General features: G+C 64.6%; 19 protein-coding genes and 1 other RNA gene. 16 read left to right on the forward strand and 4 right to left on the reverse strand.

All coding sequences use genetic code 11. The features are described 5' to 3' along the window. Positions 1–80: 80 nt before the first annotated feature. From AC6H0W_RS00430 to AC6H0W_RS00455, 6 genes are all read left to right on the forward strand, one after another. Positions 81–239 carry a hypothetical protein gene (locus AC6H0W_RS00430; RefSeq protein WP_497575134.1) on the forward strand — a complete coding sequence of 53 codons (159 nt, stop codon included), beginning with the start codon at positions 81–83 and terminating at the stop codon, positions 237–239. After that, entirely contained in the window at positions 229–3,192 is a 2,964-nt protein-coding gene (locus tag AC6H0W_RS00435) for an ATP-binding protein (protein ID WP_497575135.1), read from the forward strand. Before AC6H0W_RS00430 ends, AC6H0W_RS00435 begins: the two co-directional genes overlap by 11 nt. Then, positions 3,189–4,520 carry a sigma-54-dependent transcriptional regulator gene (locus AC6H0W_RS00440; RefSeq protein ID WP_497575136.1) on the forward strand — a complete coding sequence of 444 codons (1,332 nt, stop codon included), beginning with the start codon at positions 3,189–3,191 and terminating at the stop codon, positions 4,518–4,520. The genes AC6H0W_RS00435 and AC6H0W_RS00440 overlap by 4 nt, the downstream gene beginning before the upstream one ends. A 241-nt stretch (positions 4,521–4,761) precedes the next feature. Continuing rightward, the gene (locus AC6H0W_RS00445) at positions 4,762–5,028 is read left to right on the forward strand and encodes a DUF4212 domain-containing protein (protein ID WP_497575137.1); all 267 of its coding nucleotides are present in this window, start codon (positions 4,762–4,764) and stop codon (positions 5,026–5,028) included. Between the two features lie 13 nt (positions 5,029–5,041). Further along, positions 5,042–6,868, forward strand: a complete 1,827-nt coding sequence (locus tag AC6H0W_RS00450; protein WP_497575138.1) for a sodium:solute symporter family protein — start codon at positions 5,042–5,044, stop codon at positions 6,866–6,868. 116 nt (positions 6,869–6,984) lie between these two features. Continuing rightward, entirely contained in the window at positions 6,985–7,341 is a 357-nt protein-coding gene (locus tag AC6H0W_RS00455; protein WP_497575139.1) for a hypothetical protein, read from the forward strand. A 5-nt stretch (positions 7,342–7,346) separates the two neighbouring features. Here AC6H0W_RS00455 and AC6H0W_RS00460 read toward each other — a convergent pair whose 3' ends face one another. From AC6H0W_RS00460 to AC6H0W_RS00475, 4 genes are all read right to left on the reverse strand, one after another. Continuing rightward, positions 7,347–8,045 carry a hypothetical protein gene (locus tag AC6H0W_RS00460; RefSeq protein ID WP_497575140.1) on the reverse strand — a complete coding sequence of 233 codons (699 nt, stop codon included), beginning with the start codon at positions 8,043–8,045 and terminating at the stop codon, positions 7,347–7,349. 131 nt (positions 8,046–8,176) lie between these two features. Beyond that, a non-coding RNA gene (ssrS, locus tag AC6H0W_RS00465) (6S RNA) lies at positions 8,177–8,358 on the reverse strand. A 24-nt stretch (positions 8,359–8,382) separates the two neighbouring features. Beyond that, positions 8,383–8,685: a cell division protein ZapA gene (locus AC6H0W_RS00470; protein WP_497575141.1), complete on the reverse strand. Its 303-nt coding sequence runs from the start codon at positions 8,683–8,685 to the stop codon at positions 8,383–8,385. After that, positions 8,678–8,890, reverse strand: a complete 213-nt coding sequence (locus tag AC6H0W_RS00475; protein WP_497575142.1) for a hypothetical protein — start codon at positions 8,888–8,890, stop codon at positions 8,678–8,680. The genes AC6H0W_RS00470 and AC6H0W_RS00475 overlap by 8 nt, the downstream gene beginning before the upstream one ends. Positions 8,891–8,997: 107 nt before the next feature. On the opposite strand from AC6H0W_RS00475, the gene lgt reads away from it, so the two are divergent. From lgt to AC6H0W_RS00525, 10 genes are all read left to right on the forward strand, one after another. Continuing rightward, positions 8,998–9,783 (forward strand): prolipoprotein diacylglyceryl transferase, encoded by a 786-nt coding sequence (gene lgt, locus AC6H0W_RS00480; RefSeq protein WP_497575143.1) that lies wholly within the window; start codon positions 8,998–9,000, stop codon positions 9,781–9,783. 82 nt (positions 9,784–9,865) lie between these two features. Continuing rightward, positions 9,866–10,066, forward strand: coding sequence for a hemin uptake protein HemP (locus AC6H0W_RS00485; protein ID WP_497575144.1), 201 nt, complete (start codon positions 9,866–9,868; stop codon positions 10,064–10,066). Positions 10,067–10,111: 45 nt separating this feature from the next. Then, the gene (locus AC6H0W_RS00490) at positions 10,112–10,348 is read left to right on the forward strand and encodes a (2Fe-2S)-binding protein (protein ID WP_497576172.1); all 237 of its coding nucleotides are present in this window, start codon (positions 10,112–10,114) and stop codon (positions 10,346–10,348) included. After that, positions 10,345–10,821, forward strand: a complete 477-nt coding sequence (gene bfr / locus AC6H0W_RS00495; RefSeq protein ID WP_497575145.1) for a bacterioferritin — start codon at positions 10,345–10,347, stop codon at positions 10,819–10,821. The genes AC6H0W_RS00490 and bfr overlap by 4 nt, the downstream gene beginning before the upstream one ends. A 285-nt stretch (positions 10,822–11,106) precedes the next feature. Beyond that, positions 11,107–11,865: an energy transducer TonB gene (locus AC6H0W_RS00500; RefSeq protein WP_497575146.1), complete on the forward strand. Its 759-nt coding sequence runs from the start codon at positions 11,107–11,109 to the stop codon at positions 11,863–11,865. A 6-nt stretch (positions 11,866–11,871) separates the two neighbouring features. Next, on the forward strand, positions 11,872–12,633 hold the full coding sequence (locus AC6H0W_RS00505; RefSeq protein WP_497575147.1) for a MotA/TolQ/ExbB proton channel family protein: 762 nt from the start codon (positions 11,872–11,874) through the stop codon (positions 12,631–12,633). Further along, positions 12,633–13,049: an ExbD/TolR family protein gene (locus AC6H0W_RS00510; RefSeq protein ID WP_497575148.1), complete on the forward strand. Its 417-nt coding sequence runs from the start codon at positions 12,633–12,635 to the stop codon at positions 13,047–13,049. Before AC6H0W_RS00505 ends, AC6H0W_RS00510 begins: the two co-directional genes overlap by 1 nt. A gap of 161 nt (positions 13,050–13,210) precedes the next feature. Next, positions 13,211–14,506, forward strand: coding sequence for an efflux RND transporter periplasmic adaptor subunit (locus AC6H0W_RS00515; RefSeq protein WP_497575149.1), 1,296 nt, complete (start codon positions 13,211–13,213; stop codon positions 14,504–14,506). Beyond that, positions 14,503–16,455: a MacB family efflux pump subunit gene (locus AC6H0W_RS00520; RefSeq protein ID WP_497575150.1), complete on the forward strand. Its 1,953-nt coding sequence runs from the start codon at positions 14,503–14,505 to the stop codon at positions 16,453–16,455. The genes AC6H0W_RS00515 and AC6H0W_RS00520 overlap by 4 nt, the downstream gene beginning before the upstream one ends. Before the next feature lie 8 nt (positions 16,456–16,463). Next, positions 16,464–17,852 carry an efflux transporter outer membrane subunit gene (locus tag AC6H0W_RS00525; protein ID WP_497575151.1) on the forward strand — a complete coding sequence of 463 codons (1,389 nt, stop codon included), beginning with the start codon at positions 16,464–16,466 and terminating at the stop codon, positions 17,850–17,852. Positions 17,853–17,960 lie beyond the last annotated feature (108 nt).

The following is a 17,960-nucleotide window of genomic DNA, read 5'->3' on the forward strand; positions in this document are numbered from 1 at the left end:
AAGTTCACCTTGAAGACCTTGCTGCTCACCCGGCCGGCAGTGCTACAGTTGGTAACACTCGACACTGCCTGAGACTCTGCATGGACAAGGTCATCATCCTGTTCCTGTTCGGTGCATTGCTGTTCGCCTCGCCGTGGGTGCATTGGTGGGCGTCGGGCAGTTTGCCGTGGTACGTGCCCTATCTGCTGTGGGCGCTGGTGATCGCATTGATTGCGGTAGTGCAGCGCCGTGACGTCTGAGATCGGTACGCTCTATGCCGTAGGCGTGGCCTATCTGGCCCTGCTGTTTTTCATTGCCCATGCCACCGACAACCGCTGGCTGCCCGACCGACTGGTGCGACACCCGTTGATGTATGCGCTGGCGCTCGGGGTGTATGCGACGTCGTGGAGCTTTTACGGCAGCGTGGGGTTTGCGCAGTCGCAGGGCTACAACTTCCTGACCATCTATCTTGGCGTGACGCTGGCGTTCATTCTGGCGCCGCTGATGCTGGCACCTTTGCTGCGGCTGGTGCGCGAGCATCAGCTCACGTCCATCGCTGATCTGTTCGCCTTCCGTTACCCCAGCCCGTGGACGGGCACGCTGGTGACGCTGTTCATGCTGGTGGGGGTGCTGCCGTACATTGCGCTGCAGATCAAGGCAGTGGCGGAGTCGGTGGCGATCATCACGCAGGAGGCGCCGCCTCACCTGCTCGCGCTGGGCTTTTGCGCCACGTTGAGCCTGTTTGCGATTCTGTTCGGCGCGCGCCACATCACGCCGCGCGAGAAGCACGAAGGGCTGGTGGTGGCGATTGCGTTTGAATCCATCATCAAGCTGATTGCGCTGCTGGCCGTGGGAGCGCTGGCGCTGTTCGGCGTGTTCGGCGGCTTCGACGGCCTCACGGAGTGGCTGGAGAACAATCCGCAGGCACTCGACGCGCTGTATGCGCCGGTACGCGAGGGGCCGTGGTTCACCTTCATTCTGCTGGCTTTTGCGGCCGGCTTTTTGCTGCCGCGGCAGTTTCACATGCTGTTCGTGGAGAACGTAGACCCGCAGGCACTGAAAACAGCCGCATGGGGTTTTCCGGCGTTCTTGCTGCTGCTGAATCTGCCGATTCCGCTGATTCTGTGGGCGGGCTCGATCAGTGCGCTCGAGGTGCCGGCGGATTATTACGTGCTGGGTCTGGCAGCCGAACACGGCTCGCGGCTGATGACGCTATCGACCTTCGTGGGTGGCGTATCGGCCGCCAGCGCGATGATGATCGTCACCACGCTGGCGCTGGCCGGCATGGTGATGAACCACCTGATCCTGCCGGCGCATTTCCGCCAGAAGACCTTTCCGCAAGAAGATCTGTACAACTGGCTGCTGTGGGGGCGGCGCACGCTGATCGTGGTGATCATTGCGTTGGGCTACGGCTTCTACCGGCTGCTCGAAGTACATCAGGGCCTGGTGCAGATCGGGCTGAACTCCTTCGTGGCGGTGGCGCAGTTTCTGCCGGGGCTGGCCGGGCTGCTGCTGTGGCCGCGCGCCACCACCTACGGCTTCATCGCCGGACTGACCGGCGGCATTGCCGTGTGGAGCCTGTCGCTGATCATTCCGCTGCTGTATTCGTCGGGCCTGCCGGTGACCGATTTCAACCTGCAGGAATGGGTGGGCGCCGACGAGCAAGATCGCTGGACCTTCGCCACCTTCTGGTCGCTGTCCATCAACGGCGCGCTGTTTGTGGCGGTGTCACTGATGACGCGGCCTTCGGAGCGCGAGAAATCCGCCGCCGCTGCCGCGCGCCCGCGCGATGCCGGCGACGCACCGCCCACCGTGCCGCAGGCGCGCAGCGTGGGCGAATTCGAAGAGCGGCTGGCGCAGGCGCTGGGCCCGCAAACCGCGCGGCTGGAGATGCAACGCGCCCTGGCCGACCTGGGCATGAGCAACGAGGCCTCGCGCAGCGACGAGCTGCTGCGCCTGCGCGAGCGCCTGGAACGCAACCTGTCGGGCCTGATCGGCGCGCAGTTGTCACGCATGATCGTGGACAACCGCCTGCAGGTGGCCCCGCCTGCACGGCGCGCGCTGGCGGACAGCCTGCGCTTTGTCGAGGCGCGGCTGGAGCACTCCAACGTGCGCCTGCAAGGTCTGGCCGCCGAGCTCGACACGCTGCGCCGCTACCACCGCGAAGTGCTCAACGAGCTGCCGCTGGGCGTGTGCTCGCTGACGCCGGAAGGCGAAATCCTGATCTGGAACAATGCCATGGCGCGCATCTCGGGCATTCCAGGCAATGCCGCCATCGGCCGCCGCCCGGAGCAACTCGATGCGCCTTGGCAAGACGTGCTGAGCGCCTTCGTGCGTGAGGGCAAGAGCCACCGCTACAAACTGCAATGCAACGTGCGCGGGTTGAACCGCTGGATCAACCTGCACAAGGCGGCCATTGAATCGGGCGAATTCGACACCACCAATGCCGATGGCACGGTAGTGCTGGTGGAAGACCTCACCGAGCTGCACGTGCTGGAAAGCGAAGTGGCGCACAACGACCGGCTGGCCTCCATCGGGCGGCTGGCCGCAGGCGTGGCTCACGAGATCGGCAACCCGCTGACCGGCATCGCCTCACTGGCACAGAACCTGCACTTCGAAACCGACCCGGCCGAGCAGGAAGCCGCGCTGCGCCAGATCCTGGTGCAAACGCGGCGCATCAGCAACATCGTGCAGTCGCTGATCACCTTCAGCCATGCGGGCAACGACCCGGCTGCCACCTTGCAGCCGATCAGCCTGCGCGAATGCGTGGATGAAGCCATTCACCTGGTGCAACTGGGTCGCGACGGGCGCGGCATCCAATGCCGCAACGAGGTGCCGGGCGAACTCATCGTGCATGGCAACGCACAACGCTTGCTGCAGGTGTTCGTGAATCTGCTCTCGAATGCCATTCACGCCTCGGCCGCCGGCTGCTGCGTAAGCATTGGCGCCCGGCATGCCGAGGACTTCATCGAGATCGCGGTGGAAGACGAAGGGCACGGCATTCCGCCCGCGTTGATCGCGCGCATCTTCGAACCCTTCTTCACCACCAAGCCGCCGGGCGAAGGCACCGGCCTGGGGCTGTCGGTGGTGTACAGCATCATGGACGAACACGGCGGCTCGGTATCCGCCAGCAATCGCCCCGGTGGCGGCACGCGCATCGAACTGCGCCTACCCGCCGAGGCCACGCAACCTAATGAGGGCTCCACCGCATGAACAGCATTCTCATCGTCGATGACGAGGCCGTGATCCGCAGCGCGCTGCGCCGCCTGCTCGAACGCGAGGGCTACGCCACGGCCGAAGCCGGGCGGCTGGATGAAGCGCGCAGCATGTGCGCCGCCAGCAGCTTCGATCTGGTGATTTGCGACCTGCGCCTGCCTGATGGCGACGGCATGGAGTTGATGCCCGACTGCGGCGAGACGCCGGTGCTGATCATGACCAGCTTCGCCAGCGTGCGCTCGGCGGTGGAGGCAATGCGTCAGGGCGCGGCGGACTACATAGCCAAACCCTTCGATCACGACGAGTTGCTGATGATCGTCGCGCGGCTGCTCAAACAGCGGGGCCTAGAGCGTGAGAACGCCAACCTGCGCAAGGACCTGGCGCAGGTATACCCCATCGAAGGCATGGTCGGCCGCTCGTCGGCGATGGCCAAGGTGTGCGAGACGCTGGCACGCGTGGCGCCCACCAACACCACCGTGCTGATCCGCGGCGAATCCGGCACGGGCAAAGAACTGGTGGCACGCGCCATCCATTCCAAGAGCCCGCGTGCCGAGGTGCCGCTGGTGTCGGTGAACTGCGCCAGCATTCCCGAGACACTGCTCGAATCAGAACTGTTCGGGCACGAAAAAGGCGCTTTCACCGGCGCCACCGCCAGTCACCGCGGCCTGATCGAGGCCGCCGACAGCGGCACGCTGTTCCTCGACGAAATCGGTGAGCTCACCAGCGCCGCGCAATCGCGCCTGCTGCGCGTGCTGCAGGACGGCGAGATCCGCCGCGTGGGGGCCACCACCAGCCGGCGCGTGGATGTGCGGCTGGTGGCCGCCACGCACCGTGACCTCGAACAGATGGTTCGCGACGGGCGCTTCCGCGAAGACCTGTATTACCGGCTGGAGGTGGTTCAGATTCACCTGCCGCCGCTGCGCGAGCGGGGCGACGACATTCCGCTGCTGGCCGAATTCCTGCTGGACGAAGCCTGCAACCGCGTCAAACGCCAGAAGCTGCGCTTCACCCCCGAGGCCATGCAGGCACTGCAGCGCCACACCTGGCCAGGCAACGTGCGCGAACTGCGCAACGCCATCGAGCGCGCGGTGATCCTCGCCGACGACCGCATCACCGCCGACCTGCTGGCGCTGCAGCCGCCAACCGACGCGCGCGGCGAAACGCGCGAGTTGAGCCTGGACGATTACTTCCAGCGTTTCGTTCAGGAACACCAGGGCTCCCTGACCGAGACCGAACTGGCGCGGCGCCTGGGAATCAGCCGCAAGGCGCTGTGGGAAAGACGCGCCCGCATGGGCATTCCACGGCCGCGCGCAGAACCCCGCTAAGCCGCTTCAGGCGCGGCTTTCAGCCCGCTTACACGGCCTTTCACCAGCCTTACATGATGCGAAACGGGCGTTACCCCAGGTAACGGGTGTTACCCAAGGTAACGCCCGTTTTTTCGTGCACACGCCTGCATCCCGCTCATAGCAAGCAACACTCTTTTGGCATGCCCCTTGCTGGTGCGTACACCAGCGCCGGAATACATGTGCGCATAACAAGGCAGTACATATCAAAGGAGGAACACCCGTGACTGAACTCACCGCAGAGAATCGTGCTGCGCACTGGCAGCGCACGCGGAACCTGATGATCGGGCATCTGACCGTCTGGTTCGTCTTCGCCTACGGCGTGCACTGGTTCGCCAGCTCGCTGAACAGCATCAACTTCTTCGGCTGGCCGCTCGGTTATTACTTTGCCGCGCAGGGCTCGCTGATCGTGTTCGTGGTGCAGCTGTTCCTGTTCAACAGGCAGCAACACGCCATCGACGTCGAGTTCGGCGTCGACGAAGACGAATAAGGGGAGAGCGACCATGGGTATGCAATGGGAAGGAAAATCCTTCATCGACAATCTCCCGAAGATCTACGGTATCTACACGGGCGGTTTTCTCGCATTTTTCGCGCTGATGGCATGGCTGGAAACCATGGGCGTGGGCGCCGGCACCATCGGCATTCTGTTCGTGGCCTTCACTATCGTGATCTATGCCTTCATCGGCATCCTTTCACGAACCATGGAGGTCGGCGCGTACTACGTCGCCGGCCGCTCCGTACCGCCGGTGTTCAACGGCATGGCCACTGCGGCGGACTGGATGTCCGGCGCGTCTTTCGTGGCGATGGCCGGTGGCGTGTTCATGGCGGGCCACAGCTACATGGCCTTCATCGTGGGCTGGACAGGCGGCTACATTCTCGTCGCCACGCTGATGGCGCCGTATCTGCGCAAGTTCGGCTGCTACACGGTGCCTGACTTCATCGGCACGCGCTACGGCGGCAAATCCACGCGTTTCATGGCCATCGTGGTGCTGGTGGTAGCGTCCTTCACCTACGTGACGGCGCAGATCACCGCAACCGGCACCATCGCGGCACGTGCCTTCCAGATTCCGTTCGAGGCCGGTGTGTGGTTCGGTCTGGCCGGCATTCTGGTGTGCTCGATGCTGGGCGGCATGCGCGCGGTGACGTGGACACAGGTGGCGCAGTACATCGTGCTGATCTTCGCCTACCTCATCCCGATCTTCTGGATGTCCGGTGCGCAGGGCTTCGGCTGGTTCCCGCAACTGGCCTACGGTGGCGCGGTCGAGCGCATCATGGAGCTAGAGCCGACGCTCGGCATCGGCACCCCGGCAGCCGAATCGGTGGCGGGTCTGTCGGTGCTGACGGCACTGCATGCGACGCCGAAGGAAGGCGCACTGGCGGCATGGCAGTTCGTCACGCTGGTGGCATGCATGATGATCGGCACGGCTTCGCTGCCGCACATCCTGATGCGTTACTTCACCACCCCCTCGGTGCGTGATGCGCGCAACTCGGTGGCCTGGTCACTGTTCTTCATCTTCCTGCTGTACTTCTCAGCACCGGCACTGGCAACCTTCAGCAAGCTGCAGCTGATCGACCCCAACCTGGCAACCTCGATCATCGGTGACCGCATCGAAGACGTCATGTCGCTGGAGTGGATCCAGAAATGGGGTGCGATCGGCATGATCGCCATCCGTGACAGCAACGCCGACGGCATCCTGCAGATCAACGAGTTCTTCCTGAACCCGGACATCATCGTGCTGGCAACGCCGGAAATCGCCGGCCTGCCGTACGTGATCTCGGGCCTCGTTGCCGCAGGCGGCATGGCCGCTGCAATGTCCACCGCCGACGGCCTGCTGCTGGCCATGGCCAACGCCCTGTCGCATGACCTGTATTACAAGATCATCGACCCGAAGGCGGAAACCAAGAAGCGGCTGCTCACTGCGCGCGTGTTGCTGCTGATCATCGGTGCAGGTGGCGCGTTGGTGGCTTCGATGAAGCTGACAGGCATTCTGGGCGCGGTGGCCTGGGCCTTCTGCTTCGCAATGTCCGGGCTGTTCTTCCCGCTGGTACTGGGTGTGTGGTGGAAGCGCGCCAACCGCGCGGGCGCACTGGCCGGCATGATCGCCGGTCTGGGTGTCGGCTGGTGGTACCTGATCGCCGTGCGCAGCGGCATGGAGCCTTGGCTGGGCCTTGATCACCTGCGCTTCGGCATCGTCGGCATCGCCGCCAGCCTGGTCGCAATGGTCGTGGTAAGCTTGCTCACACCCGCGCCGGACGAGGAAATCCAGCGCATGGTTGATGAAGTTCGCATCCCCAGAGGGGCGACCATCATCGGCAGCGGATCACACTGATCGCGTAGCAAGGTGACCGGGCCGGGGCGAGGCAACTCGCCCCGGCCTTTGCTTGGGGACTGCCTGCAGCGCCCCATGAATCAACGGGCCAGACGGCCCTGCTGCGGAGTGCTTGAATGATCGAAGGAGTTCCTGGCTGGGCAATTGCCCTGGACTACGTGCTCGGCATGATCATGTGGACCCTGATCGGCCGATTCGGCATGCGCTTGTTTTTGCCCGAAGACAGCAAGTTCTTTTTCAGCCGCTTTTTCATCCGCGTCACCGACCCACTGCTCAAGCTGTTCGCGCCGATCACGCCGGGCTTTCTGGTGCCCATCATGATCCCGCTTTATGTGGCGTGGTTCTTCTACATGGCGCGCTTCTACGTCTTGCCCTGGCTACTCGGATATTCCGTGCTGGGCATGCTGTCATTTCCGCTTGAGGGCGAAATCGCCCGCGGCATCAATCACTTGTTCGGCCTAATCACCCGCTGAGGGGCTCAGGCACGCTCACCGCCGGCGAGCACGCCGGCGGCATCGAGACTTCCGCGCAGATCACGGCGCACTTCCTGCCAGCGAAACCGCACTGAGTTCTGCACAATCTCGCCATCGAGCTGCTTGAACTCGGCCACCACCGGCGCCCAGTGCACGAGCGAGGCCGGGCTTTCCGAAAACGGCCCCTCGTCATCCGTCATGGCATGCCAGTCGCACGCGGCAATGCGGGCGCGCAAACGCTGAGCGTGCGCCTCGAACTCTTCACCGCAATCGTGCGGCACGCCTTTGTCGTCGAGAATTTCATGCACCAGCGTCTGCATCAGGCTGCCCACCTGATCGGCATCATGCCCGGCACGCACCAAGGCGCCACCGGTGAAGCACGTAAGGTCTCCCAGACAATCGAGCCAAATTTGCCATTTCGCGATGTTGATGCTGACGACGAAGGCGTCATCGTCGAACAGCTCGGGGTAGCGAGTGCCGGCGCGGGTGCGCAGGTAGCCATACAGTGAAGTCTGCGCAATGAAGCTTGCGCGGGTATCGAGGAAGCGGCGCAGCGCGTCGCGATCATTGAGAGGCTCGACGTGACGGCGGGACATGCCGAAATACGAGCGCAAGGTATCCAGAAGGGTAACGGGAGACTTGAGCGCTTCAAGCAGGGTGAAGCGCGGTTCGGCTGCAGCGGGTGCGGGTGGCTTCTCGTTCACGTTGTACTCTTCCCCAAGGTCCGGAACCTCGAACCATTATAGGGGCAAAGCCGCGCGCCACATTGCGCCGCAAGACGAATCGAGGCCACTGCAAAACAAAAGGCGCACAAGCCTTGTGCGCCTTTGAATAGTGGCCCCCCGCCAATGCCGTTTCCACCGATATCCTGAACCGGGGGTTCAGGGTGGTCGCCTGATCTCCGCATTAGGCTTCCTCTCGAGGAGGCTTGCACACCAGCGGAAGAAGTATTCGGCAACCGTGCTCGAAAGCATTGGTTCTAGGAAATTACGGCTTCCTCGGACACGGCAGGGGATTGAAACTGTTGACTCGCCGGAGGCTTCAGAACAGCCTTTCCTGACTGTCGAGCGCCTCGTGAAGACGGGCCGTGATGGAATCGATTCTACGCCTCAAGTCCGGCATGTCAAACCCGCCGGAACGCTGAAATGCAATGAATTCGTGACTGATATTGAGCGCCGTCATGACCGCCAGTTTTTCACCCACGGCGCCGGTCTTGGCGCTCAGACGCCGCAGCTGCTCGTCGAGGTAGGCGGCGGCCTCAGCCAGCGCTTCACGCTCTTCGGGCGGGCAGGCTACGCGGTATTCGCGGCCGTTGAGGCTGATGTCGAGAGTATCGTCAGGCATCGTCGGGCTCCGGCAGACGCTGCAGGATGGCTTCGAGCCGTTCCGTGGCGGCCATGAGGCGGTCACGCAACGCACCGTTTTCGGCACTCAGCTCGGCGGCTTGGGCGCGTGCCGCGCGCAATTCCGATCGACCCGCTTCGTAAAGCGCAATCAGCTTGTCGAGCTGCTCTTCCAGGCGGGTGATTTCGGCATCCATGCGCGGCATGGTAGTGTCCGCCCTCGACCCGGTCAAGAACGGCGGCAGTGCCCGTCAAATACTGCTCCCTAGGCCTTCTCGTCGCACACCCTCCTCATCGCTCCGGACCCTACGCAATGCTCGTTCATCCCAGCTTCGATCCAGTCGCCATATCGATTGGCCCGCTTTCGATTCACTGGTATGGCGTGATGTATCTGCTGGCCTTTGCGCTGTTCGCCGGCCTGGGCCGTCTGCATGCGCGGCGGCGGCCGGAACTCGGCTGGAACGGCAAACACATCGACGACCTGCTGTTCTACGGCATGCTCGGGGTGATCGTCGGCGGGCGACTGGGCGAGGTGCTGTTCTTCCAACCGGCGCACTACCTGGCCAATCCGCTCGACATCCCCAAGATCTGGGAAGGCGGCATGAGTTTTCACGGCGGCTTCCTCGGCGTGCTGGTGGCAATGTGGTGGTACGGCCGCGCGCAAGGGCGCAGCTTCTGGCAAGTCACCGATTTCATCGCACCGCTGGTACCCACCGGCCTGGCGCTCGGCCGCATCGGCAACTTCATCAACGGCGAGTTGTGGGGCCGCGTCGCGCCGGCCGACCTGCCGTGGGTAATGGTTTTCCCGTGGGTGGACAATCTGCCGCGCCACCCTTCCCAGCTGTACCAGGCCGCCGGCGAAGGCCTGCTGCTGTTCATCATTCTGTGGCTGTACGCCGCAAAACCGCGCGCAGTCGGGGCAGTATCGGCAGTCTTCCTGATCGGATACGGCAGCCTGCGCTTCCTCGCGGAATTCTTCCGCACGCCCGATCCGGGCATTTTCGGCACCCTGTCTCTCGGGCTGTCTACCGCCCAATGGCTGTGCGTGCCGATGGTGGTCGCTGGCATCTGGCTGTTGGTTTCACGCACGCGTTCCTGAGAACCGCACTCATCCGCACTTGACCCAAGCCCTGCATCGGTAGTTAAATACGAATTGTTTTCATTTGTGTTTGTTTGCTGCCATGACTTCCAGTGCCCACGCGCACGAAACGCAACGCGCTCCTGACGCTCTGCCCGCAGACAGCCTCGGCACCTCCTCCTGTGCCGAAGCCCTGTCCAGCGTGGCGCTGCTGCAAGGCAACGCGAGCATCGAGATCGATCATCTCGGCACGCGTTACGTGCTGCGTGCAACACGAGCCGGCAAGCTGATTCTCACCAAATAAGTCCAAGCATGGCTACGCCATGCGGTTTCTTTGAGAGCCTGTGCGATGTACATTTGCATTTGCAATGCGGTCACCGAAAAGCAGATTGAGCACGCCGTCGAGAACGGCGCGTGCCGCATGCGCGATTTGCGCAGGGAGCTCGGGGTGGCCTCTGATTGCGCTTGCTGCGCGGAATCCGCGCGGCGCTGCCTCGCCACCGCGCTCGAGAATCGCGCAGATCGCACATGGAACCCCATGCCGGCCTGCGCCGGCAGCGTCGCCCTTGCCCTGGAGGCGTCATGAAAGGCGACAAGAAAGTCATTCAGCACCTGAACCGACAGCTCACCATCGAACTCACCGCAATCAACCAGTACTTCCTGCATGCGCGCATGTACAAGAACTGGGGCCTCACCAAACTCGGCAAGCACGAGTACGAAGAGTCCATCGAAGAGATGAAGCATGCCGACATGCTCATCGAGCGCGTGCTGTTCCTCGAAGGCCTGCCGAACCTGCAGAACCTCGACAAGCTGATGATCGGCGAGAACGTGCCAGAGTGTCTGGCCGGCGACCTGAAGCTTGAAACCACCGGCCGCACTCACCTGATCGAAGCCATTGCTCACAGCGAGTCCTGTAAGGACTACGTCTCGCGCGATCTCTTCAAAGAGATCCTGGAAGACACGGAAGAGCACATTGACTACCTTGAAACCCAGATCGGTCTGGTCGAACAGGTCGGCCTGCAGAACTACCTGCAATCACAGATGGAGGCTGGCAGCTAAACACTGCCGCAGGCGCCACGCGGATGCGTGCAGCGCAGCTTCAGCCCACTCCCGCGTGCCGGCTCTTGCACAATACGAGCCAACACGCGGGAGTTTTACTCAAACCGGAAACATGCTCGACTCACCCGCCCCGATCTTCCACCGGCCGAACCCCTCTCGCCAGACAGCCTTTGCGCCTGCGCGCACCCTTGCTGCCGTAGCGCTCGTCGCCGTATTGCTTGATCTGATACTGCGATGACCTCTAGCCTCATTTCACGATTTGCCGAATCCCGCGGCGAGCGACGCGTGCTTCTCGCCGCTGTCGTTGTTGCTCACGCGGGCGGGCTTTTTGCGCTGACCCAAGCGCAGCAAAAGCCCGAGATCATGCCCGAGCCGATGTTCGCCGTAAGCCTCGTGGACGAGGTCGTAAATGTCGCGGAGACAGCTCCGGCCGCACCGCCAGCGCCTCCCGAGCCGCCCACACCGCCCGAGCCCGAACCGGAGCCGCCGCCCCCCGAGCCGGAGCCCCCGCCGCCGCCGGAACCCGAGCCTGTTCCTGAGCCCACGCCAGAGCCGCCGCCGCCGCCGAAGCCCAAACCCGAGCCAAAGCCGGAGCCCAAGCCGCAACCGAAGCCGAAGCCCAAACCGGAGCCCCCGCCGCAACCGGCGCCTGAGCCCCGCACTGAGCCCGAGCCCACGCCGCCCGCCCCGACACCGGCGCCGGTGGCTGCAGCCAGCACTGCGCCCAAGCCCAGCCCGCAGGCGGACGAGAATCAGCCGGTCATCGAACCACGTCACGATGCCGACTACCTCAATAACCCGAGCGTGACCTATCCGTCGATTTCCCGACGCATGCGCGAGGAGGGCAGCGTGATGCTGAGGGTCTTCGTGTCGGTCGATGGTCGTGCCGAGAAGGTCGAAATCTCGAAAAGCTCTGGCTCCAGCCGGCTGGATCAGGCGGCCAGCAGCTCGGTGGCGCGCTGGCGCTTCGTGCCGGCCAAGCAGGGACAACGCAACATTGCTTCGTGGGTACTCGTACCCGTCGTATTCAAACTTGAGGGATAACGTGAAATGACCCCATCCGAAACCTTCGGCCTGGCCCATCTGTGGGAACAATCCGACTACGTCATCAAGTTCGTGGCCTTCACGCTGGTCGTGATGTCGGTCGCCAGCTGGTATCTGATCGTGCTGCGCAGCCTGCGCCAGATGCGCGCCCGCAGCAACGAGGCCGCAATCGAAGCATTCTGGAAAGCCCCGAGTCTCGACGAGGGCCTGGCCCGACTGTCTAGCGTGGCGCCCGATTCGCCTTTCGAGGCCCTTGCCCTGCAAGGCAAGGCCGCCACCGAGCACCTGCGCACCCATGCGGGCAACGAAACGCTGGGCGGCACCATGGACGCCGACGAGTTCGTGACGCGCGCGCTGCGCAAGTCGATTGCGCTGTCCACCGCCAAGCTCGAATCCGGTCTGACAGTGCTGGCATCGATCGGCTCGACCGCCCCGTTCGTAGGCCTGTTCGGCACCGTGTGGGGCATCTACGGTGCGCTGATCGGCATCAGCGCCTCGGGCGTGGCGACGCTGGACGCAGTGGCCGGCCCGGTGGGCGAGGCGCTGATCATGACCGCCTTCGGCCTGTTCGTGGCCATTCCGGCCGTGTTGGCCTACAACGCCTTCAACCGCGCCAACCGCCTTGAGCTCAACGAGCTCGACGCCTTCGCGCACGATCTGCACGCCTGGTTCTGCACCGGCTCGCGTCTGGCCAGCGGGCAGCAGAGCGCCGCCGCACGCAAACAGGCGGTGGCTGAGCTGCGCGCCTCGGTGCAAGGGGCGTCGTAATGGCCTTCGGTGGATTCAATCAGCAGGGCGGCACCCCACAGATGAGCGAAATCAACATGGTTCCGCTGATCGACGTGATGTTGGTGCTGCTCATCGTGTTCATGATCACCGCACCGTTGCTGACGCACTCGGTGCAGATCGATCTGCCCAAAGCCTCCAGCCAGGCCACCAACCAGAAGCCCGACACCGTGACACTTTCGATGAATGGCGAAGGCGAACTGTTCTGGAACAACGACATGGTCTCGCGCACCGATCTGCCGGCCCGGCTCGCCGCAGCGGCGCAGCAGGATCCGCAACCCGAGCTGCACCTGCGTGCGGACCAGGACACGCGTTATCAGGTGATTGCCGAAATCATGGCCGAAGCGCGCAGCGCCGGCATCGAGAAGATGGGGTTCCTCACCGTACCGGCTCGCTGATCGACCGCTTCCGGCACGCTGCATGAAATTGAATCGAGAGGGTGCATCACCCTCTCGATTCTTGTTTGTGGGGCGCTGCAATGCGATACAAAAGGCGAACATCGCCCAAGTATGCTTGTCTTCATGACACTCTGTGCCGGCCTTCCTAACCAGACTTGACCATGACGACACGCCCGCCCCGCTCCCGCAAACAACGCATCATCGTCGCCTCGTGTGCCGTCGTCATCGCACTGGCCGCCACGGCCTGGTTCGCACGCGACGCCCTGTTCGGCGCGGCCGACCCGACAGCCGATCTGGTAATCACCACCGTGCAGCGCGGCAAGCTTGAAGATCTCGTAACAGCCACCGGCACCTTGCAACCGCGCGACTATGTCGATGTCGGGGCACAGGTTTCGGGGCTGTTGAACCGCATTCACGTGGAGGTGGGCAATACCGTGACAAGCGGCCAGTTGCTGGCCGAAATCGACGCGCGCGTGCTGGCCAGCCGCGTGGAGGCTACGCAGGCGCAGTTGCGCAGCCAACGCGCGCAGATGCTCGAGCGCGAAGCCAACCTCGAACTGGCCGAATCGCAGGCGCGCCGCCAGCGCAACCTGATGGCCGAAGACGCCACCACACGCGAATCGCTGCAGAACGCCGAGGCCTCCCTGCGCGCCGTGCGTGCCCAGATCGACTCGCTCAAAGCGCAGATCGAGCAGACCGAAGCCTCGCTGCGCGCCGACGAGGCCAACCTGGAATACACGCGCATCTCGGCACCGATGGACGGCACCGTAGTGTCGATCGAAGCGCGCCAGGGCCAGACGCTGAACGCCAACCAGTCGGCCCCGACCATTTTGCGCATTGCCGACCTTTCGGTGATGACGGTGGAAACCCAGGTATCGGAGGCCGACGTGGGCCGTCTGCGCCTCGGCATGCCGGTGTGGTTCACCACGCTGGGTGGCACCGGTCAGCGCTGGGAAGGTACGCTGCGCCGCATCGACCCCACGCCCACCGTCACCAACAACGTGGTGCTGTACAACGCGGTTTTCGACGTCCCCAACCCTGACCGCCGTTTGATGACGCAGATGACCGCGCAGGTCTTCTTCGTGGTCGCGCAGGCAGATGACACCCTCACGGTGCCGCTGGCCGCCCTGTCGGGCCTGGCTCCCCGCGCGCAGCGCCCCGTCGGCGATGCAGGCGAGCGCTCTGGCCGCAGCCGTGCCGAGGGGCGTGACGCCGGCCAGGCTCGCGAAGCCCCGCGCGCCCGGGCTGAGCCTCCTGCAAACGTCACTCGCAAGGCCACCGTTCGGGCGGTAGAAGCCGGCGGCCGCGTGGTCGAGCGTGAGGTGGAAGTCGGCTTGACCAGCCGCGTTGCTGCGCAGATCGTTGCCGGCCTGAGCGAAGGTGACCGCGTCGTCGCAGGCAGTCGCGCGGCCGGCGCTGGCGCCGCGCGCAGCGCCATGCCGATGCACCCGCGATGAACGCAGCCCCGGCCAACGCCTCTGCCACCACGCCGGTCATCCAGCTCACCGGCGTGACACGCAGCTACCACAACGGCGAGATCGAAACCCGTGTGCTGCATGGCATCGACCTGACCATCCATGCGGGCGAGTTCGTCGCCATCATCGGGGCTTCGGGCTCCGGCAAGTCGACGCTGATGAACATCCTCGGCTGCCTCGACCGCCCCAGCAGCGGCGAATACCTCTTCCTCGGGCAGGACGTATCCAAGCTCGACCGTGACGAATTGGCCCGGCTGCGCCGCGAGGATTTCGGCTTCGTCTTTCAGAGCTACAACCTGATCGGCTCGGCCACCGCGGCCGAGAACGTCGAAGTGCCGGCCATCTACGCAGGCATGCCGCCCGACGAGCGTCACGCCCGTGCCGCGGCACTGCTGGGCGAACTGGGCCTGGCCGAACGCTTGCACCACCGCCCCGCGCAGCTTTCGGGGGGCCAGCAACAGCGTGTCTCGATTGCCCGCGCATTGATGAACGGCGGCCGCATCATTCTGGCCGACGAGCCCACCGGCGCGCTCGACACCAAGAGCAGTGCCGACGTGATGCAGTTGATCCGCGACCTGTCGGTAAAGGGGCACACCATCATCCTGATCACGCATGACCGCGAGGTGGCAGCTCACGCCGACCGCATCATCGAGATCAGTGACGGCCGCATCCTCAGCGACCCCGGTGCCAAGCCGCCGCAAACCGCGCCGGATTTCGCGCCCCATGTCGACCGCAGTTCCCCCTTGGGCGAATTGCTCGAAGCCTCGCGCACGGCGCTGCGCTCGATGAGCGCAAATGTCTTCCGCACCGTGCTGACGCTGCTGGGCATCGTCATCGGCGTGGCCTCGGTAATCGCCATGCTTGCGATTGGCGATGGCGCACGCCAGAACGTGGTCGACCGCATCAGTGCCATGGGGTCGAACCTGCTCACGGTGCGCCCCGGCGCACCCAACCAGCGCGGGCGCGACGTCACCGCCACACTCACCATCGAAGACGCCCGCGCCATGGCCGGGCTGCCCAACGTGCTGGCCTCGGTACCCGAACAGAACGGCAGCGTGACGGTACGCTTCGGCAACGCCGATCAGCGCACGCAGGCCACCGCCACTTCGGCGGACTTCGTGATTGCACGCTCGTGGCCGGTGGCGCGCGGCACCTTCTTCAGCGCTGACGACGAGGACCATTACGCCACCGTCGCCGTGCTCGGCCAGACAGTGGCCAACGCACTGTTCGGTGAGCGCGACCCCATCGGCGAGTACGTGATGGTGCAGAACATCCTCTTCCAGGTAGTCGGCGTGATGTCGCCGATGGGTGCCACCGGCTGGGGACGTGATCAGGACGACGTGATCTTCGTGCCCTGGAGCACCGGCAGCCTGCGCCTGTTCGGACAGCGCTACCTCGCCAGCGCCATGGTGGCCGTCGAGGACGTGTCGCGCATCGACGACACGCAGGAAGAAGTGCATGCGCTGCTGATGTCGCGCCACGGCGTGGAGGATTTCCAGATCCGCAACATGGCCTCGATCATCGACAGCGTCTCGGCCACGCAGGACACCATGACCATCCTGCTCGGCTCCATCGCCGCCATTTCGCTGCTGGTGGGCGGCATCGGGGTGATGAACATCATGCTGGTGTCGGTCACCGAACGCACGCGCGAGATCGGCATCCGCATGGCCACCGGTGCTCGCACGCGCAACATCCTCCAGCAGTTCCTTATCGAAGCACTGGCGGTTTCCGCGCTGGGCGGTTTGATCGGAGTGGGCGCCGGCCTCGGCACCGCCGCGCTCATCGAATGGCTCGGCACGCCCATCCTGTATTCGGTCGCCCCGGTGGTGCTGGCCTTTGGCTGCGCCTTTGCCACCGGCCTGATCTTCGGCTTCCTGCCCGCACGCAAAGCCGCCCGCCTCGACCCCGTAGCCGCACTTGCCTCGGAATGATCGCCACGATGTCCTCCCGCCTTTTGCTGACTTCACTTGCCGCCCTGGTGCTGACCGGCTGCGCCGTTACCGAACCCGCCTCGCGCCCCGATTACGTGCTGCCGGGCAGCTGGACCGAAGCCGCCACACCCGCCGCCGGCAGTGTCGACGCCCAGTGGTGGCAGGCTTTTGACGCACCAGCGCTCGACACGCTGGTGCGCGAAGCCCGCACCGGCAACCCCAACCTGGCCATCGCCACCGAACGCGTCATCCAGGCCGAACTGGCACTGCGTTCGGTCGGCGCCTCACGGCTCCCCGCCGTCAGTCTCGGCGCCAGCACCAGCGAGCGCCGCACACAGCCCGACGGCGCCCCCACCAGCACCAGCGAGGCCACTTCGGCCACGCTGTCGGTGTCATGGGAGGTCGATCTGTGGGGCCGCCTCGCCGCCGGCGTGGATGCCGCTTCGGCCGGTCTCGCGGCCACCCGCTACGACCTCGATGGCGTACGCCTGAGCCTGGACGCCAACGTCGCCACCACCTGGTTCCAAACGCTGGCGCTGACCGAAAGGCTGGCGATTGCCCGCGAGAATCTCGCCCTGGCCGAACGCCTGCTGAGCCTGGTGGAAGTGCGCTATCGCAACGGCGCCGCCTCGGCCCTCGACGTGAGCCGCCAGCGCTCCACCGTGCTGGCCCAACGCGCCACCATCACCCCGCTCGAAGTGCAGTTGCGCCAGACGCGTTCCGCCCTCGCGCTGCTCGCCGGCACCATGCCGCAGGGCTATGCCGTGGCGGACGCACCGCTCAACGGGCTGGCCGTGCCGGCCATCTCGCCTGGCCTGCCGTCCGACCTGCTGCTGCGACGCCCCGACCTCGCCGCAGCCGAAGCGCGGCTGGCCGCCGCCGACGCCAACGTCGCCGCCGCGCGTGCAGCGTTGCTGCCGTCGGTCCAACTCTCCGGCTCGGGTGGCCTCGCCTCGGCCGCGCTGCTGTCGCTCACCGACCCGACACGCACCTACTCGCTCGCCGCCAGCCTGGCACAGACCATCTTCGACGGCGGCCGCTTGCGTGCACAAGTGGATACCGCCCGCTCACGCCAGCGCGAACTCGTCGAAACCTATCGCTTCACCGTACTCACCGCCCTCAAGGAAGTCGAGGACGCACTCGGCAACGCTGCACGCGCCCGCGAGCTTGAAGCATCCCAACGCGCCATCCTCGAAGAAGCCCAGCGCAGCCTGCGCCTGTCCGAACTGCGCTACCGCGAAGGCGCCGACGACCTCGCCGCCGTGCTCGACGCCCAGCGCACGCTCTTCCAGGCGCAAGACCAACTCGCCCAGCAACGCCTCGCCCAACTCACTGCCGCCACCGACCTGTACAAAGCACTCGGCGGCGGCTGGCAGCCACCAACTCCACAACAGTGAGTCATTCTCACCACACTTGTTGCGAACTTTAATGCGAGTCATTATCATTCATTGATCTTGTAGCCAGCCATCTGAAGCACGCGCCCGCGTCATCCAGTCAGCCAGCCA

It is taken from the genome of Pseudazoarcus sp. NS20, assembly GCF_059703745.1.

Bases quoted from the DNA above. Each gene is read 5' to 3' on its own strand.
- AC6H0W_RS00430 (WP_497575134.1), top strand. From the start codon at position 81: ATGGACAAGGTCATCATCCTGTTCCTGTTCGGTGCATTGCTGTTCGCC.
- AC6H0W_RS00440 (WP_497575136.1), top strand. From the start codon at position 3,189: ATGAACAGCATTCTCATCGTCGATGACGAGGCCGTGATCCGCAGCGCG.
- AC6H0W_RS00450 (WP_497575138.1), top strand. From the start codon at position 5,042: ATGGGTATGCAATGGGAAGGAAAATCCTTCATCGACAATCTCCCGAAG.
- AC6H0W_RS00455 (WP_497575139.1), top strand. From the start codon at position 6,985: ATGATCGAAGGAGTTCCTGGCTGGGCAATTGCCCTGGACTACGTGCTC.
- AC6H0W_RS00470 (WP_497575141.1), bottom strand. From the start codon at position 8,685: ATGCCTGACGATACTCTCGACATCAGCCTCAACGGCCGCGAATACCGC.
- AC6H0W_RS00475 (WP_497575142.1), bottom strand. From the start codon at position 8,890: ATGCCGCGCATGGATGCCGAAATCACCCGCCTGGAAGAGCAGCTCGAC.
- lgt (WP_497575143.1), top strand. From the start codon at position 8,998: ATGCTCGTTCATCCCAGCTTCGATCCAGTCGCCATATCGATTGGCCCG.
- AC6H0W_RS00485 (WP_497575144.1), top strand. From the start codon at position 9,866: ATGACTTCCAGTGCCCACGCGCACGAAACGCAACGCGCTCCTGACGCT.
- AC6H0W_RS00490 (WP_497576172.1), top strand. From the start codon at position 10,112: ATGTACATTTGCATTTGCAATGCGGTCACCGAAAAGCAGATTGAGCAC.
- bfr (WP_497575145.1), top strand. From the start codon at position 10,345: ATGAAAGGCGACAAGAAAGTCATTCAGCACCTGAACCGACAGCTCACC.
- AC6H0W_RS00505 (WP_497575147.1), top strand. From the start codon at position 11,872: ATGACCCCATCCGAAACCTTCGGCCTGGCCCATCTGTGGGAACAATCC.
- AC6H0W_RS00510 (WP_497575148.1), top strand. From the start codon at position 12,633: ATGGCCTTCGGTGGATTCAATCAGCAGGGCGGCACCCCACAGATGAGC.
- AC6H0W_RS00515 (WP_497575149.1), top strand. From the start codon at position 13,211: ATGACGACACGCCCGCCCCGCTCCCGCAAACAACGCATCATCGTCGCC.
- AC6H0W_RS00520 (WP_497575150.1), top strand. From the start codon at position 14,503: ATGAACGCAGCCCCGGCCAACGCCTCTGCCACCACGCCGGTCATCCAG.
- AC6H0W_RS00525 (WP_497575151.1), top strand. From the start codon at position 16,464: ATGTCCTCCCGCCTTTTGCTGACTTCACTTGCCGCCCTGGTGCTGACC.